This window comes from Rhizobium sp. NLR16a (assembly GCF_017948245.1).
Lineage (GTDB): Bacteria > Pseudomonadota > Alphaproteobacteria > Rhizobiales > Rhizobiaceae > Rhizobium.
On the sequence record NZ_CP072865.1, the window covers coordinates 1,220,800 to 1,237,530 of the forward strand.

General features: G+C 62.5%; 18 protein-coding genes and 1 pseudogene. 15 read left to right on the plus strand and 4 right to left on the minus strand.

Annotated features, from left to right (window positions below):
* Positions 1-6: 6 nt before the first annotated feature.
* The gene (locus tag J7U39_RS05715) at positions 7-897 is read right to left on the minus strand and encodes an SDR family oxidoreductase (RefSeq protein ID WP_210630872.1); all 891 of its coding nucleotides are present in this window, start codon (positions 895-897) and stop codon (positions 7-9) included.
* A 90-nt stretch (positions 898-987) separates the two neighbouring features.
* Here J7U39_RS05715 and J7U39_RS05720 point away from each other — a divergent pair, with 90 nt between their 5' ends.
* A complete protein-coding gene (locus tag J7U39_RS05720; RefSeq protein WP_210630873.1) occupies positions 988-1,812 on the plus strand; it encodes a helix-turn-helix transcriptional regulator in 825 nt (274 codons plus the stop codon).
* A gap of 27 nt (positions 1,813-1,839) precedes the next feature.
* Here J7U39_RS05720 and J7U39_RS05725 read toward each other — a convergent pair whose 3' ends face one another.
* Together J7U39_RS05725 and ftsZ are read right to left on the minus strand one after the other, a co-directional pair.
* The gene (locus J7U39_RS05725) at positions 1,840-2,319 is read right to left on the minus strand and encodes a hypothetical protein (RefSeq protein WP_247241720.1); all 480 of its coding nucleotides are present in this window, start codon (positions 2,317-2,319) and stop codon (positions 1,840-1,842) included.
* 122 nt (positions 2,320-2,441) lie between these two features.
* Positions 2,442-3,464: a cell division protein FtsZ gene (gene ftsZ, locus J7U39_RS05730; RefSeq protein WP_210630874.1), complete on the minus strand. Its 1,023-nt coding sequence runs from the start codon at positions 3,462-3,464 to the stop codon at positions 2,442-2,444.
* A gap of 318 nt (positions 3,465-3,782) precedes the next feature.
* On the opposite strand from ftsZ, the gene J7U39_RS31685 reads away from it, so the two are divergent.
* The gene (locus J7U39_RS31685; protein ID WP_247241721.1) at positions 3,783-4,178 is read left to right on the plus strand and encodes a hypothetical protein; all 396 of its coding nucleotides are present in this window, start codon (positions 3,783-3,785) and stop codon (positions 4,176-4,178) included.
* A gap of 187 nt (positions 4,179-4,365) precedes the next feature.
* Here the strand turns inward: J7U39_RS31685 and J7U39_RS05740 are convergent, their stop codons facing one another.
* A complete protein-coding gene (locus J7U39_RS05740) occupies positions 4,366-4,773 on the minus strand; it encodes a 2'-5' RNA ligase family protein (RefSeq protein WP_349239622.1) in 408 nt (135 codons plus the stop codon).
* Between the two features lie 33 nt (positions 4,774-4,806).
* Between J7U39_RS05740 and J7U39_RS05745 the strand changes: the two are divergent.
* From J7U39_RS05745 to J7U39_RS05805, 13 genes and pseudogenes are all read left to right on the plus strand, one after another.
* Positions 4,807-4,923: pseudogene (locus tag J7U39_RS05745) on the plus strand (peroxiredoxin); the annotation flags it as partial.
* 114 nt (positions 4,924-5,037) lie between these two features.
* Positions 5,038-6,318 (plus strand): bifunctional sulfur transferase/dioxygenase Blh, encoded by a 1,281-nt coding sequence (gene blh / locus J7U39_RS05750; RefSeq protein WP_210630876.1) that lies wholly within the window; start codon positions 5,038-5,040, stop codon positions 6,316-6,318.
* A 105-nt stretch (positions 6,319-6,423) separates the two neighbouring features.
* The gene (locus J7U39_RS05755; RefSeq protein ID WP_210630877.1) at positions 6,424-6,987 is read left to right on the plus strand and encodes a hypothetical protein; all 564 of its coding nucleotides are present in this window, start codon (positions 6,424-6,426) and stop codon (positions 6,985-6,987) included.
* A 155-nt stretch (positions 6,988-7,142) separates the two neighbouring features.
* Positions 7,143-8,066, plus strand: a complete 924-nt coding sequence (locus tag J7U39_RS05760) for an MYG1 family protein (RefSeq protein WP_210630878.1) — start codon at positions 7,143-7,145, stop codon at positions 8,064-8,066.
* A 232-nt stretch (positions 8,067-8,298) separates the two neighbouring features.
* Complete coding sequence (locus J7U39_RS05765) at positions 8,299-8,688, plus strand: cytochrome c family protein (RefSeq protein WP_221153477.1); 390 nt, start codon at positions 8,299-8,301, stop codon at positions 8,686-8,688.
* A 143-nt stretch (positions 8,689-8,831) separates the two neighbouring features.
* Positions 8,832-9,650, plus strand: coding sequence for a cytochrome c oxidase subunit II (locus J7U39_RS05770; RefSeq protein WP_210630880.1), 819 nt, complete (start codon positions 8,832-8,834; stop codon positions 9,648-9,650).
* Positions 9,651-9,701: 51 nt separating this feature from the next.
* Entirely contained in the window at positions 9,702-11,480 is a 1,779-nt protein-coding gene (ctaD, locus tag J7U39_RS05775; RefSeq protein ID WP_210630881.1) for a cytochrome c oxidase subunit I, read from the plus strand.
* Entirely contained in the window at positions 11,477-12,190 is a 714-nt protein-coding gene (locus J7U39_RS05780) for a cytochrome c oxidase subunit 3 (protein WP_210630882.1), read from the plus strand. The genes ctaD and J7U39_RS05780 overlap by 4 nt, the downstream gene beginning before the upstream one ends.
* Before the next feature lie 23 nt (positions 12,191-12,213).
* A complete protein-coding gene (locus J7U39_RS05785) occupies positions 12,214-12,933 on the plus strand; it encodes a heme-copper oxidase subunit III family protein (protein ID WP_210630883.1) in 720 nt (239 codons plus the stop codon).
* A gap of 24 nt (positions 12,934-12,957) precedes the next feature.
* Positions 12,958-13,323 carry a cytochrome C oxidase subunit IV family protein gene (locus J7U39_RS05790; protein ID WP_210630884.1) on the plus strand — a complete coding sequence of 122 codons (366 nt, stop codon included), beginning with the start codon at positions 12,958-12,960 and terminating at the stop codon, positions 13,321-13,323.
* A gap of 109 nt (positions 13,324-13,432) precedes the next feature.
* Positions 13,433-14,014 carry a dienelactone hydrolase family protein gene (locus J7U39_RS05795; RefSeq protein WP_210630885.1) on the plus strand — a complete coding sequence of 194 codons (582 nt, stop codon included), beginning with the start codon at positions 13,433-13,435 and terminating at the stop codon, positions 14,012-14,014.
* Between the two features lie 143 nt (positions 14,015-14,157).
* Entirely contained in the window at positions 14,158-15,165 is a 1,008-nt protein-coding gene (locus J7U39_RS05800) for an AraC family transcriptional regulator (RefSeq protein ID WP_210630886.1), read from the plus strand.
* Positions 15,166-15,531: 366 nt separating this feature from the next.
* Positions 15,532-16,710, plus strand: a complete 1,179-nt coding sequence (locus J7U39_RS05805) for an efflux RND transporter periplasmic adaptor subunit (RefSeq protein ID WP_247241723.1) — start codon at positions 15,532-15,534, stop codon at positions 16,708-16,710.
* Positions 16,711-16,731: the final 21 nt, after the last annotated feature.

The following is a 16,731-nucleotide window of genomic DNA, read 5'->3' on the forward strand; positions in this document are numbered from 1 at the left end:
TTGAAGCTACCTGCCGAAATAGGCCGAGTGGTCGATATCCGCAAGCAGGCCAGGCTCCCTCGGCTGCCAGCCGAGGAGGGCGCGGGTGTGAGCGCTGGAGGTCGGCACGTCGAAGCCGGCAAACATTGCGAACCAGCCGAAATGCTCCGCCGCCTCTTCCCGTGATAGCGAGACGGCCGGCACGCCGAGGTGGCGGCCGATGAGTTCGGCAATCTCCCGGAATGGTATGCCCTCTTCTGCTACTGCCAGAAAGGGGCCCCCCACGGCGCCGCGTTCCAGCGCCAGGCGGTAGACCCGGGCGGCATCGCGCCGGTGGACGGCTGGCCAGCGGTTGCCCCCATCGCCTATGTAGGCGGAGACGCCCGTCTGCCGGGCCGTCTCTATGAGAATCGGCACGAAGCCGTGATCGCCGTGACCATGTACCGACGGCGGCAGCCGGACGGTGGAGGCGCGCACGCCCCGGGCGACAAGCGATACTGCGGTGATTTCGGAGGCGCGGGGATAGGTCTGCGTCGTCGGCATCGGCGGGTCCTTCTCGGTGCCGATGCGGCCCGGCGCATGTCCGAGGCCGGCGGTGACGAGCAGCGGGCGCTCCGAGCCGCTGAGGGCTTCGCCGAGCGCCTCGATGGCGCGCCGGTCGACGGCGCAGTTTTCAGCGAATTTGGAGAAATCGTGGTTGAAGCCGGTGTGGATGACACCGTCGGCCTCGGCTGCGCCGCGCCTGAGGCCTTCCAGATCCTCCAGCATGCCGCGCTGAACGTCGGCGCCGGCGGCTGCCAGTTCCGCCGCCCCCTTGTCCGAACGGGCAAGTCCAAGCACGTGGTGGCCGGCGCCGATCAATTCGCTGACGACGGCCGAGCCGACCCAGCCGGTCGCTCCAGTGACGAATACACGCATGTCGATATCTCCTGATGTGACGGGACAGATATCGAGTAGGCTGCTATCATGGTAAAGTAGTGATATTATCATGGTATAAGAGCTAACTGGATGAACGAATTCATCAGCTCCGAAAATCGGCTGGGCGCTTACCTCAAAGATCGCCGCGCCAGGCTCGATCCCGCCGCCCTCGGCTTTGCCGGCGAGCGCCGCCGCACGCCCGGCCTGCGCCGCGAGGAGGTGGCGAGCCGCGCCAATATCAGTCCGACCTGGTACACTTGGTTGGAGCAGGGCCGCGGCGGCGCGCCGTCCGCCGACGTGCTTGACCGGATCTCACGGGCGCTGATGCTAACCGATGTCGAGCGCGAGCACCTCTTCCTGATCGGCCTCGGCCGCCCGCCAGAAGTGCGCTACCGCAGGCAAGAGGGTGTCACGCCGCGGCTGCAGGGCGTGCTCGACGCGCTCGACCCTTGCCCAGCGCTGATCCGCACCGCGATCTGGGATGTCGTCGCCTGGAACCGCGCGGCGACCGTGCTGCTTACCGATTATGGCGCGCTGGCGCCGGAAGAGCGCAACGTGCTGCGCTTCATCTTCCTCGATCCGCGGGTGCGCGCGGCCCAATATGACTGGGAAAGTGTCGCCCGCTTCGTCGTCGCCGCTTTTCGGGTGGATGCGGCGCGCGCCGGTGCTGCCGCCGAGGTGGAGCCGCTCGTCGACGAGCTCTGTCGCAAGAGCCCGGAATTCCGGGCCATGTGGCGCGACCACGATGTACGCACCCACGGCGAGGGCGCCAAACACATCAAGCACCCAGTGCTCGGGCTGCTCTCCTTCGAATATTCGGCGTTTCAGGTGGATGGCCGGCCGGATCTCAGCATGGTGGTGTACAATCCGGCGACGGCGCAGGATGTTGCGAAGATCAGGGCATTGGTCGGGTGAGGCAGCCGGCGCTGGCGGCAGATCCCTTCAGTCGACTACCTTCACGCTCAGCACACTTTCTTCAGTCTTCTTCTCTTCATATGGGGAGCGGATGACGAGCCGGTCGCTACCGGTGTAGCCCTTTTTAGCGGTATAATACCCGACGACGCCGTTGACCTTGACCGTCTGGCACTTTGAGGTTTTTCCCTCGAGCTTGGGGAAGAGGGGTTCGTGGACGATTTCAAGGCGCCCGTGTTTGGGTTTTTCGACAACATCCATGGCGGGATAGTCAATATGGCGGCAGTCGTCGTCGATATGCCAGTTCTTGGCCACCAGGGTTCTGACGCCGCTACGCACTGGGAAAGATAGGGACTGCTGTCGGAAGCCCTCCGAGCTTGTCGTGCAGCTCGAAAGGAGACCCGTCACCAGGGATAATGCGGCGAATATAAATAGGTTTTTCAAATTTTCTCCGTCGATCTCTGCGGAGGCTCTGATGAGCTTCGATGCGGCATTCCCGACCACCCTCATGCTGAGGCGCGCAGCCTGAAGGGCGGAGCCTCGAAGCATGCGCCGCCGCATTATTCTTGCGTTTGGGGAGTGATGTTTATCCGGCCGATGTCTGACAATCCGGCCGGTATATCTGTCACCGCTTACTGCAGCGTGCGCGTCTGAATGGGTTCGGCCGGCGCATGAGAAGGGGACGCGGACAGAGAGTTTCCTTCCAGGCCAGTCGCCACCACCGAGACGCGGAATTTGCCGTCGAGGCTGCGGTCGAAAATCGCGCCGACGACGATATCGGCATCGTCCTGCACTTCGTCGCGAATGCGGCTTGCCGCTTCATCCACCTCGAACAGGGTCATATCCGAGCCGCCGGAGATCGAGATCAGCACGCCCTTGGCGCCCTTCATCGAGATATCGTCCAGAAGCGGGTTGGCGATTGCCGCTTCCGCCGCCTTCATCGCCCGGCTTTCGCCGGCGGCTTCGCCGGTGCCCATCATCGCACGGCCCATGCCCTGCATGACCGACTTCACGTCGGCGAAATCGAGGTTGATCAGACCTTCCTTGACGATGAGATCGGTGATGCAGCCGACGCCGGCAAAGAGCACGCGGTCGGCCGTCATGAAGGCATCGGCGAAGGTAGTTTTCGCATCGGCGATGCGGAAAAGGTTTTGATTGGGAATGACGATCACGGTATCGGCCGCCTGACGAAGCGCCTCGATGCCAGCTTCCGCCGTCCGCATGCGGCGATTGCCCTCGAAGGTAAACGGCTTGGTGACGACACCAACGGTCAGGATGCCGGCCGCACGTGCGGCGCGCGCGATGACCGGGGCTGCGCCAGTGCCCGTTCCTCCGCCCATGCCGGCGGTGACGAAACACATGTGCGATCCTGCCAGGTGATCCATGATCTCGTCGAGCGACTCTTCTGCCGCCGCATGTCCGATTTCCGGCAGGGAACCGGCGCCGAGGCCCTCCGTCACATTCGCGCCGAGCTGAATGCGGCGCGATGCCTTGGATGTGGCGAGAACCTGGGCATCGGTGTTTGCGGCGACGAATTCGACGCCCGCCAGCTTTTCCGCGATCATATTGTTGATCGCATTGCCACCGCCGCCGCCGACGCCAACCACGGTGATTTGCGGCCGCAGCCCGGTAATGCCGCTCTTGGCGTCCGTCATCGTCTTCTCCTTTGGTATCTCGTTTCCGCACGCCCTCGTCGCGGACAGCGAATCGGCGTTGAGCATAGTCGCCCAACAAGGCAGAGGCGAGGCGAAAGAAGCCGTGTCGACTTGAGCGACACGAAGTTCTCGGCAGCTCTGCATCGGCAAATCCGAAGCGGCGGGCAAGCGCATGACGCTTCCTCTCGCAGCCGGGCGTGTTCGCAGGTGAAACGTCCCGGCCGCGCTGCTGATTTCGATTACAAGCGCCAACGGGGCGTGAACTAAAGCCGCGCCGCGGTGTTTACAGGCATGCGTCTTCTCTGAAAGGAACATACCATGCAAAGACTCTTACTATCCGGTCTTGCCCTTGCAGCGTCGGCCGCCGCCGCGTTTGCCCAACAACCGCCCGCCCCACCACCCGCCAGCGAGCCACCCGCAGCGAACGAGCCCGCATCGCCACCCCCGCCTGCGCCTGATGATGAGAGGGTGATGCGTCGCGGGCCGGATGAGCAGTCCCGAGACCGCCCCGACTACCGGTGGCATGGTTCGAGAGGCGACATGGGCTTCCGTGGTTACCACGGTCATCGCCTGCCGCCGCCGTCCAAGGCAGCCCGTTTTCAGATCGAGGATGGAAATACACGGATCGACCTGAAATGCGCCGAGGACGAGCCGACGAAGGTATGCGCCGATCTCTTGCTCCAGGTTATGGATCGCCTGCAGGGTCAGGATTGACTTCACACAGCCGCGCTTGTCACGCAAGGCTCGCGCCAGCTTCGATTGGCAGAAGGCAATCATTGATTCCTCCCAGGACTTAATGCCGACCGATTTTCAGCATGAGCAACCCCGTCAATGATTGGCGGGGTTTTTTGCTGGCAGGCAGGCGATGTCTGCGATCATCGCGACGCCAGCCTAACTTCGCTCAAGACCTGCACGGCGGAAATCGCACACAGTCCGCGGCATCGAACGTCACCGACAATTGCACCCGGTTCCGATTTGCCCAGTTGATCGCTGGCTGCGATTTTGCCTTCGGGATTTTGGTGGCGATCGTGCAATGCGGCACCCAGTTGCCGGGCCGATAGTGCTCGCGACAGTGGAATGGATCGACCTCCTGGTGAAGGGCCGCATGTAGCCGGATGAGCAGTTCGTCGTCGTTCGGCCGCGCCCATAAGACGAGGAATTCGTTTTCGAAGTAACTAATCTCTGAAAAACTTAACGTAACGGCAGGGTGGATGCGGAAAACACGCTCGGCTGCCTCGGCCATTCGGTCGACTGCAATCTCCTGATAAACGGCGAGGGTGATATGAGGCGGATAGTTCAAAGCCCGCATCGAAGCCGTCTCTTCGAATGCCGCGGCCTCATCCCCTGCGTCACCTCGCGCGGTTACGCGCAGGACGATCTCCTCGACGGCGTCGTCATCGTCGGCGCCAGCGCCATGCATGCGGAGATCAAGCAAGGGGCGGCGACGCTGTCGTTTTGACCAGCTGGGCGAGCGCGAGAACAGGCGCCTCTATTCTTGCGCTCGGCAATATACTTGTGAGATTGTACGGTTATACGTGCGATACTGCGTGGTCAGGGCGGCGCGGAGGCTTCGATGATGCCCGTGAGGGTCAATGAGCGGATATCGGTGGCGGGGCAGCCCGATCCAGCCGGTTTTGTCGATTTCGCCAAGGAGGGGTTCGCCGCCATTATCAACGCCAGACCCGATGGCGAGGAGCCGGGCCAGCCAGGCAATGCAGCAGAAAAGATTTCCGCTGCCGCCGCCGGGCTTTCCTACAGTTTCGTGCCGGTGAACGGCAAAGAGATTACCGAGGGCGATATCCGCGCCTTTCAGGCGGCGATGACTGAGGCGAAGGGACCGGTCTTCGCTCATTGCAAGAGCGGCACGCGGGCATTGACACTCTATGTGCTGGGCGAGGTGCTCGACGGGCGGATGAAGCCGGAGGACGTCCAGACCTTCGGCGAAGGCCTCGGTTTCGATCTTGCCGGCGCGCGCCGCTGGCTCGAAAAAGCGGCAAGCCAGCGGCTTCAGGTGAAGGCCTTTTTCGAGCCCCGCACCTGCAGCGTGCAATATGTCGCGTCAGATCGGGTGACGAAACGCTGTGCGATCATCGATCCGGTATTCGACTTCGACGAGATGTCGGGCGCGACGGGAACGGTGAGCGCCGACGCCATCCTTGCCTATATCGAGAGCGAGGGGATGACGGTCGAGTGGATACTCGACACACATCCGCATGCCGATCACTTCTCCGCCGCCCATTATCTCAAGGAAAAGACCGGCGCGCAGACGGCGATCGGCGTCCATATCACCGATGTGCAGAGGCTTTGGAAAGAGATCTATAACTGGCCGGCGCTAGCGACCAACGGCTCGCAGTGGGACCGGCTGTTTGCCGATGGCGACACGTTTGAAATCGGCGGCCTTACGGCCCGCGTGATGTTTTCGCCCGGCCATACGCTGGCATCGGTGACCTATGTGATCGGCGACGCCGCCTTTGTGCACGATACGATGTTCACGCCGGATTCAGGGACTGCGCGCGCGGATTTTCCGGGCGGCAGTGCGGCCGCTCTCTGGCACTCGATCCAGGCGATCCTGTCGCTGCCGGAGGAGACCCGCCTCTTTTCCGGCCATGATTACCAGCCGGGCGGTCGTCACCCGCGCTGGGAAAGCACGGTCGCAGCCCAAAAGCGCGCCAATCCGCATATTGCAGGCATGGATGAGGCCGGTTTCGTGGCGCTGCGTCAGGTGCGCGACCGTACGCTGCCCAAGCCGAAGCTGATGCTGCATGCGCTGCAGGTCAACATTCGCGGCGGTCGGCTGCCGGAACCAGAGGAGAATGGCCGCCGGTATCTGAAGATCCCGCTGGATGCCTTATGATGGAGGCGGCGAGGTGCCGACTGCCGGCATGAACTCGCTGGCCTTTTTCCCGGACTGGCCTATGATTTCCCAGAATGTATGCGCCTGGTCGAACGGAGTTTCGAAATGCTCGAACGAAATCAGCTTCCTTTGCGCCCGGCAGCTCCCGGTTTCGCCGTCGCCTGGGTCACGGTCATTGCCGGCGTCAGTGTCGCTCTCAGCCTGCTTTTCGCCTGCGTCACGCCTTTCGTTGCCCTGGCGGCAGTCTCGGCTGTCGTTCTTCCCCGGAAGATGGCGATAATGGCGGTGCTGCTCGCCTGGCTTGCCAACCAGACGGTCGGATATCTCATACTCGGCTATCCCCAGACCTTCGACAGTTTTGCTTGGGGGCTGACGATCGGTATCGCCGCATTTGCATCGCTCGTGGCATCACTCGGCGTGCTTCGCCTCAAGGCCGGCCCTGCCGCCACCATGGCCGGCGCCTTTATCGCCGGGTTCGTCGCGTATGAAGCTGTGCTCTTAGCCGCGACGGTAGTGCTTCCTTCCGGCGATGACGCGTTTTCGGCAGCGGTCGTCGCCGAGGTTCTTTTGATCAATTCTCTCGCTGTGATCGGACTGATCTGCCTGCATGCCGGTGCAGCGGCCGGCCGCGCGCTTGTTGCAGCACAGCCGGGACCGGCGCTGCCTTAGGCCTTTGCCTTCACGCATGTCGTTTCAAAGCTGCCCGGTGGCCTTCCGACGCTGCGCAGAATGTGTGAAGGCGGGTTGAGATAGCGGCCGCCAACGGCTATCTCGTTCAGACCCGCAAGCGGATCCTCCGCCAAACCACAAGGCGCATAGCTTCCATGAGCCCCGATTTCCTCGTTACCCATTCCGGTGGTTTCCATGCCGACGAACTGCTGTCGAGCGTCATCCTGACGCGGCTTTTCCCGCAGGCGCGTCTGATCCGCAGCCGGGCGCCGGAATGGATTACGCCAGCCCCGGACCGGATCATCTATGATGTCGGCGGAGCCTATGATCCTGCCGCGGGCATATTCGATCATCATCAGCGCGGCGCGCCGCTGCGCGACGATGGCCAGCCCTACAGCTCGTTCGGCCTGATCTGGAAGCATTATGGCCGCGAATATCTCGCAGCCTCCGGTCTTCCCGATCATTATGTCGAAGCCCTCCACGCCGCTTTCGACATTGGTTTCGTGCTGCCGATCGACCTGACCGACAATGGCGCGCTCAGCCCGTCGGGTCCTTTGGCGGGCCTGACGCTGCCGGCGCTGCTCGAGACCCTGAAACCGGTGTTCGATGAGGTGGAACCTGAGGCTGACGATCGTGCCTTCCATGCGGCGCTGGCCATTGCACGCCGTTTCATCGATGCCGGGATCGCCCAGAGGGCCGCAAAACTGCGGGCCGAGGCGATCGTGTATCGGGCGATCGGGGCTGCGGCGCAGGGGCGCATTCTGGAATTGCCGAGAGGGATGCCCTTCCGCCCAGCCATCGTCAAGGCCGGCGCCGACCAGCTGCTGTTCGTCGTCCACCCGCGCGAAAAGGATTGGTGCGTGACCGGCATTCGCCGCGCCGACGACGGGTTCGAGCTCCGGGCCGATCTGCCGGCAAGCTGGGCCGGCCTTACCAATGGTGAGCTGGAGGCGGTCTGCGGCATCGAGGGAGCGAGCTTCTGCCATAACGGCCGCTTCATCGCTGCCGCCAAGACCCGAGAGGCGGCGCTTGCCATGGCCGAATTGGCCGTTCAAGAGGCGCTTTCGATCGGAGCATAAGTCGGATGGCGCGGCGCCATTCTCCAGCAGATCATCGCGTGCTGACCGGATTTTGGACCGGCATTCGCGTCGGGCCACAGGGTATCGGATTGTGCCCAAGTGCCAGCAATCGTGGAAGCGATTGACTTGCATCCGCGATGGACTAACTTTAACCCCTAGCAACCACCACCCCCGCGCGAATGATGGCCGAGGGTGAGAGTGGCTGGCGACCTTGAGGAGGATGAGGTTTGCCGTGGATTACCGTGTTATTCTGCTGATCGCCGCATCCGTCATTGCCCTTTCCCCTCCCAACGCTGGAGCGCAGGAGGGGGACGCGACGGCCGGCGCCACCGTTTTCAAAAAATGCGCGACCTGTCATATCGTCGAGTCCGATACGAACAAGGTGGGTCCGTCACTGAACAAGCTGTTCGGCCGAAAGGCCGGAACGCATCCTGATTTTGCTTATTCTGCGGGAATGAAGGCGGCCGGCGAAGGTGGTCTCGTCTGGGACGAGACTACGTTGCGTGACTATCTGCACAATCCGAAAGCCAAGGTGAAGGGCACCAAAATGGCCTTTGCAGGGGTGAAGGATGACCAGGAGATCACCAATCTTATCGCCTATCTCAAACAATATTCCCAATGATGGGGAATACTTCCAAATGACGGGTTGCCGGCGGCGGCGCATGCCTAAATCGCCGTAATTGCCGACATTTTCTATTTGTGCGATAATAAACTCGACATTTGTGGAGTGCGGTTTCACGGTCGGTCGGCCCAGGAGGGGCGGAAATGGCTGTTGTACTGGTTCTCGTCCTGGTTGTTGTTGGCTCCGTGCTGTTCCATGTGCTGAGCCCGTGGTGGTGGACGCCGATTGCGTCCAACTGGAGTTATATCGACAACACGCTCGTCATCACCTTCTGGATCACCGGCATCGTCTTCGTGGCGGTGATTTCCTTCATGGCCTATTGCGTCTTCCGCTTCCGCCACAGACCGGGCAACCGGGCGCATTATGAGCCCGAAAATCGCAAGCTGGAATTGGTTCTGGCCTCGGGAACGGCGGTTGGCGTTGCGGCAATGCTGGCGCCCGGCCTGATCGTCTGGAACCAGTTCATCACAGTGCCTGCCGATGCCGCATCGGTCGAAGTCGTCAGCCAGCAGTGGCTGTGGAGCTTCCGCCTGCCGGGCGCGGACGGAAAGCTCGGCCGTGCCGAGACGCGTGACGTCACTTCCGACAATCCGCTCGGCCTCGACAAGAACGATGCGAACGGCCTCGACGACATCATCGTCGAAGGCGGCGAGCTTCATCTGCCGATCGGTAAGCCGGTGCATATCCTGCTGCGCTCCGTCGATGTGCTTCATGATTTCTACGTGCCGGAATTCCGCGCGAAGATGGACATGATCCCCGGTATGGTCACCTATTTCTGGCTGACACCGACGCGCACAGGCACGTTCGAGATTCTCTGCGCTGAACTCTGCGGCGTCGGTCATCCACAGATGCGCGGCACCGTCATCGTCGACAGCGAGGCAGACTATCAGACCTGGCTGGGGCAGCAGCAGACATTCACCCAGCTTACGGCGTCATCGGGAGAGCCGCCGCCGGCGAACTGAACCGGGACGACGGCCGGTTTGATCAACCAGCCGGGTATAGGAGGAGATATCATGGTCGAGATTCCGTCCGGCAGCGCAGGTGTCATCCCGCCCGCGGAAGTCGAGGATGTCGAGCTTTATCATCCGCACAGCTGGTGGACGAAATATGTGTTCAGCCAGGATGCCAAGATCATTGCCGTGCAATATTCGCTGACTGCCATCTCGATCGGCCTGGTGGCACTGGTGCTCTCCTGGCTAATGCGGATCCAGCTCGCCTTTCCCGGCTATTTCGCCTTCATCGATGCCGATCACTATTACCAGTTCATCACCATGCACGGCATGATCATGGTGATCTATCTGCTCACCGCGCTCTTTCTCGGCGGCTTCGGCAACTACCTCATCCCGCTGATGGTCGGCGCGCGCGACATGGTGTTTCCTTACGCGAACATGCTGAGCTACTGGATCTATCTCATCGCGGTGCTGATCCTGGCCGCCGGCTTTTTCGCCCCCGGCGGCCCGACAGGCGCGGGCTGGACGCTTTATCCGCCGCAATCCGTTCTATCGGGCACGCCGGGCGGTAAGGACTGGGGCATCCTGCTCATGCTCATCTCGCTGATCGTCTTTATCATCGGTTTCACCATGGGCGGCCTGAACTATGTGGTGACCGTGCTGCAGGGCCGCGCACGGGGCATGACGCTGATGCGGATGCCGCTCACCGTCTGGGGCATATTCACCGCGACGGTGATGGCGCTGCTTGCCTTTCCCGCGCTCTTCGTCGCCTGCGTCATGATGCTGTTCGATCGCCTGCTCGGCACCAGCTTCTTCATGCCCGCCATCGTCGAAATGGGCGAGCAGCTGAAACATGGCGGCGGCAGCCCGATCCTGTTCCAGCACCTCTTCTGGTTCTTCGGGCATCCAGAGGTCTATATCGTCGCACTTCCGGCCTTCGGCATCGTTTCGGATCTCATCAGCACGCATGCGCGCAAGAACATCTTCGGCTACCGCATGATGGTCTGGGCGATCGTCATCATCGGGGGCTTGAGCTTCGTCGTCTGGGCGCATCACATGTATGTCAGCGGCATGCACCCGGCCTTCGGCTTCTTCTTCGCCACCACGACGCTGATCATCGCCATCCCGACGGCGATCAAGGTCTACAACTGGGTGCTGACGCTCTGGCGCGGCGATATCCACCTGACGCTGCCGATGCTCTTCGCACTGGCCTTCATCGTCACCTTCGTCAATGGCGGGCTCACCGGCCTCTTCCTGGGCAACGTCGTCGTCGACGTGCCGCTGTCCGATACCATGTTCGTCGTTGCCCATTTCCACATGGTCATGGGGGTCGCGCCTATCCTCGTCATTTTCGGGGCGATCTATCACTGGTATCCGAAGGTGACGGGACGCATGCTGGACGAGACACTCGGCCACATCCACTTCTGGATCACCTTCCTCGGCACCTATGCGATCTTCTTTCCGATGCATTATCTCGGCCTGCTCGGCGTGCCGCGCCGTTATTTCGAGATGGGAGAAACGGCCTTCGTTCCACCTTCGGCCCATACGCTGAATATCTTCATCACCGTCATGGCGCTCGTCGTCGGCGCCGGACAGATGGTCTTCCTGTTCAATCTCGCCTGGAGCCTTTTCCGGGGCAGGGAGGCGGGCGGCAATCCATGGCGGGCGACGACGCTCGAATGGCAGACGCCTGAGACGCCGCCCGCGCACGGCAATTGGGGCAGAGACCTGCCCGTCGTCTACCGTTGGGCCTATGATTACAGCGTGCCTGGCGCGGCCGAGGATTTCATTCCGCAGAACGTGCCTGCAACGGGCGGCGCCACGCGGGAGATTCCGGCATGAACGTCATGCTGATCTTCCTCGCCGCTGTCGCCGCCATCATCATCTGGTGGCTCTCCGGCCAGAGGTTGGCCTCGAAGCCCTGGCTCGAAACTGGGTCGGTGGAGCTGCCGGCGCATGACGGCGCCGAACGGTCGCCGGTACCGGCAGTCAAGATCGGCCTCTTCGTGTTCCTGGGCGTCGTCGGCGCGCTCTTCAGCCTTGCCGTCAGCGCCTATTTCATGCGTGCGGCCTCCGCCGACTGGTGGGGGATGCCGGTTCCGCGCCTGCTCTGGGTAAATACCGCAGCCCTTGCGCTGAGCAGCGCGGCGCTGCAATGGGCCAAACGCGAAGCGCAGCATGGCCGCATGGAAAGCCTGCGGCCGGCGCTCGTCGCCGCATTTGCGCTTGCCGTCTTCTTTCTCGCCGGGCAGATCCAGGCATGGCGGGAGCTGACGGCGACCGGCTACGTGCTGGCCGACAATCCCGCCAATAGCTTCTTCTATATGCTGACCGGCCTGCACGGCCTGCATATTCTCGGCGGCCTTGCCGTGCTCGCCCACACGACGGTCAGGGCATGTTCAGCCGAAGTGCAGCCGGAGAGGCTGCGGCTCAGCGTCGATCTCTCGGCCATCTATTCGCATTTCATGCTGGCCGTCTGGCTCGCGCTCTTCGCGCTCTTTGCCGGCTGGGCCAACGATTTCGTCGATCTCTGCCGCACATTGATCAATTAGGAGCCGAACCAGGAGGTTTGGACATGATGCAGATTATCCAGACACATGGCGAGCAAGGCCTCAGGCCGGCGGGCCTGCGCGGCGTCGCGGCCGATTTCAGCTCGGATCAGCGCGCCTTCAAGACCGCCTCCTGGGGCAAGGCGATGATGTGGATCTTTCTGCTTAGTGACACCTTCGTCTTCGGCTGTTTCCTGATCGCCTATATGACCGCCCGCATGTCGACGCCCGTCGCCTGGCCCAATCCGAGCGAGGTCTTCGCGCTTCATATCGGCGGCCAGGATGTGCCGCTGATCCTGATCGCGATCATGACCTTCGTGCTGATCTCCAGCAGCGGCACCATGGCGATGGCGGTCAATTTCGGCTATCGCCGCAACCGCCGCGTGACGGCGATACTGATGCTGCTGACGGCACTTCTTGGCGCAACCTTCGTCGGCATGCAGGCTTTCGAATGGACGAAACTGATCACCGAAGGCGTGCGCCCTTGGGAGAACCCATGGGGAGCGGCGCAATTCGGATCGACCTTCTTCATGATCACGGGCTTTCACGGCACCCATGTCACGATCGGCGTGATCTTCCTGCTCATAATCGCCCGGAAGGTGTGGCGGGGCGATTTTGACATAGAGCGGCGTGGTTTTTTCACCAGCCGGCGAGGGCGCTATGAAGCAGTCGAAATCATGGGCCTCTATTGGCATTTCGTCGACCTGGTCTGGGTCTTCATCTTCGCGTTTTTTTATCTGTGGTAGGGCTCTAGCTATGGGGAGGTCGTCATGAGCGAGACAACGGCGCATGCCCAAAGCCAAACGGTGCATGCACAAGCACACACGGGACAGCAGCATCCGATCCGGCTCTATCTCTTCGTCTGGGGCCTGCTCTTCGTTCTCAGCGCCTTTTCCTACCTGGTCGATTATTTCGGCATTCAGGGCTATCTCCGATGGACGCTGATCCTTCTGTTCATGATGCTGAAGGCCGGGCTGATCGTTGCGGTCTTCATGCATATGGCCTGGGAGCGGCTGGCGCTCGTCTACGCCATCCTGATGCCGCCGGTGCTGGTGCTGGTCTTCGTGGCACTGATGGTATCGGAATCGCAATACACGATCTTTACGCGGCTCGCCTTTTTCGGCGCAGCCCCTTAAATACCGTCATCGTGGCCGAGCGCGACGCCGGAGATAACTGCCGCGGGCCAGTCTGAACTCCTTTGAACCTTGTCATCGAGCGGGCCAAAACCGCGACGGGAGGCGCCTTATGGCTGAGATCTTGCTGTTTCATCACGTACAAGGGCTGACCCCTGGAGTGCGTGCCTTCGCGGACGCCATCAGGGCGGCGGGCCACATCGTCCACACGCCCGATCTGTTCGACGGACGTACGTTCCATAGCATCGAGGAGGGGCTCGCCTATGTCGGCGAGATCGGATTCGATGCTACCAGGGAACACGGCGTCCGGCTCGCCGACGAACTGCCTCCCGACCTGGTCTATGCCGGCTTCTCATTTGGCGTGCTCCCAGCGCAGAAGCTGGCGCAAACACGGCCTGGAGCCCGCGGGGCTCTGCTTTTCCATTCCTGCCTGCCGATCAGCGGCGAGTGGGCCTTCGGACCTTGGCCGGACGGCGTCCCGGTCCAGATCCACGGCATGGACAAGGATCCGATCTTCGTCGGCGAGGGCGACGTCGATGCCGCCCGCGAGATCGTGGCGAAGGTCGCGGACGCGGAGCTTTTCCTCTATCCCGGCGACCAGCACTACTTCGCCGACAGCTCGCTTCCGTCATATGACGCAGACGCGACCGCACTCCTCACTGCCCGTGTGCTTGAGTTTCTGGGGCGTGTCTGATTCCGTCGTTCACGGCTCGCTCTAACCCGCGGCCGCCAATCCAAAAAATCCCAGATAAACGTGTCCTAAAACATGATGGAGGTCGCGCCGGGCGGCGGACTCGGCGATGATGGCGCCGTTCGCCATTCCGATCTTAGAGCCCCATGATCTTCATTCCTCTTCCCTTCGTCGCTGCCCTCCTGCTGCTCATCCTGTTCGTCGCCGTCCTCAGGCGCGACGAGGAGGCGGCGCCGAACCTGCCCTTCCTGGCGCTGATCCTGCTCTCGGCGCTGCAATCGGTGCTTTCCGGCCTGCGTTGGGGTTATGGCGTGCAGGCGGTGGGGCTGGTTGCGCCGGTGATGGCGGCGATGGTGCCGCCGCTTGCCTATGCCGGGGTTTCCCGGCTGGTGAGGACGAGCCGGCGGCCGCTTGCGGCGCGGATCGGGCTGCATGCCGTGCCCGCTATCCTCATCCTGCTGCTGGTGGCCTTCTGGCGGGACGCGATCGACATGGCGCTGGTGCTCGTCTTCATCGGTTATGCCCTGGCGATCCTGCTTTTGATGCGCCCGGGGGCGGACGCGCTGCGGCTCGCGCCCTTCGAAGGCGCCGCGCCGGCCTATCGGGCCATCATCTTCGCGGCCGGCGCATTGTGTCTCTCGGCCGCCGTCGATACTCTCGTCTTTCTCGATTTGACCTCGGCGCATGGTGAGCGGGCACTGGCGCTGATCAGCACCGGAAATCTCGTCGGCCTCGTCATCCTCGGCATTGCAGCGGCGGCCGCCAGCCGCAGCTCTGTCCCCTCCGAGCCGGCGGAGGCCGCGCCCAGGCCCGATGCCAGCGAAGACAAGGAGACGATTGCAGCGGTCGACGCGCTGATGGAAGCGAAGAAGCTCTATCGCGACGCCAATCTCAACCTGGACCGGCTCGCCCGCAAGGCCGGCATCCCGACCCGCCAGATCTCGGCGGCGATCAACCGGGCGATGGACAAGAACGTCTCGCAATATGTCAACGACTACAGGATCGGCGAGGCCTGCCGCCTGCTGTCCGCCACCAAAAAATCGGTGACCGAGGTGATGTTCGAGGTTGGCTTCCAGACGAAGTCGAACTTCAATCGGGAGTTCAAGCGCGTGACCAATATGACGCCGGTGGCTTGGCGGCAGCAGAGGGGGTGAGGTGCGGAGCCACCCGGCCACCAGTGTGCTATCAATAATTCGCGCAACGTGTGCACTCAGCCACATGCCCGTCCTTCGAGGTTCCGGCCTATGGTCGACGCATCTTAAGATGAGGGCTGGTCTTTATGCCGCATGGGGAGAGGCGGACCAGTGTGCTGTGTTGCTGAGGTTGTAAGCCACGCTCTGCCTCTGGCAAGCCAAGCGCCGCCCTCTCTCCAACCTCATCCTGGTGGCCCATAGGGGCCTCGAAGAACGAGGGCGGCCACGTCGCCTCTCTTTCCCGACACCGCGTACACAATCACGATCGAGGCATGCCTGAGACATGTTCGAGGTCGCGGTTTTTTCGCCGGCAGCCATTCTGTCGGCATGAACACAACATCGGAACATGAACGAAACCTTGCCGCCAGGATCAGATCGCTGTCGATCGAGCGCGCGGCCTTCGAGACGCAGCCGCCGGAGCGCCGAGTCCGGCGGCGGAGGTTCCCGACGAGGCTGGCCCTTGCGGGGGCAGTGTCGCTGGCGGCGTGTCTTCTTTATCGGCCGAATGCGCTGGAGCGGATCGAGACCGCGCTTGCAAGATTTATGGATGATGACGCAGGTGTATCGGCTGGTGGGGCGGCGTTGCCAGTCGCGGCTGAGAATGCGGCGGTTGACGAAGCCACGCCAACTCCGGGCACCGCCGCACCGAACCGGGGTGCGGGCGCGCCAAGCCGTGAGATCACAGGCTCCGGTTATGTCGTGGGGCCCGACATCGCCACCGTTTTTTCCAAATATGAGGGGCGAATCGTCGCCGTCGAGGTCGAGGCGGGCTATCGGGTAGCGGCCGGCCAGGTGCTCGTGCGGCTTGATGATGCGGGCGCACGCTTCGCCCTCCGGGGCGCTTATATAGCAGGGCGGATGGCGGAACTGGCGCTGGACGCGAGGAATATTGCGCTCGTCCAGGCGCGGTCTTCGCTGGATCGTGCAGAGCGGTTGGTTCAGCGTGACGCCATGTCGGCCGAGGCGCTGGAGGCAGCGCGCACCGCCTTCGCTACGGCCGGGAATGCCGTGGCACAGGCAAGACAGAATCTCGACAAGGCGAAGCTCGATATCGACAAGGCGCGCGAGCAGATGGAGGCGCTGACCGTGCGGGCGCCGATTTCCGGCACCGTGACGCGGCTTGATGCGCATGCCGGCGACACGGTGCTGTCGCGCGAAGATAGCGTGCGGGAGAACGAAAGCCTGCTTGCCATCACCGATACGGCAAGCCTGGTCATCGATGCCGATGTGGCCGAGGCCAATATGGCGCTGCTGCGACCGGGTCTCAAAGGCGAGGCGGTGCTCGACGGCTTCCCCGATAAACCGTTCGCGGTCGAAGTGGCGAAAGTTGCGCCGGTCATTTCCAAGGAAAAGGGCACTGTGACCTTGCGCCTGTCGCCCTCTTCGCCGCCACCGGGCATGCGACCTGCAATGGCGGCGCGCGTCCGGCTGGTGGTGGGCGAGGAGGCTCATCACCCGTCCTCGTCCTTCGAGGCTCCTCACGGGGGTCCTCAGGATGAGGGCTGATCGGTCGGCCGCGAACATTCG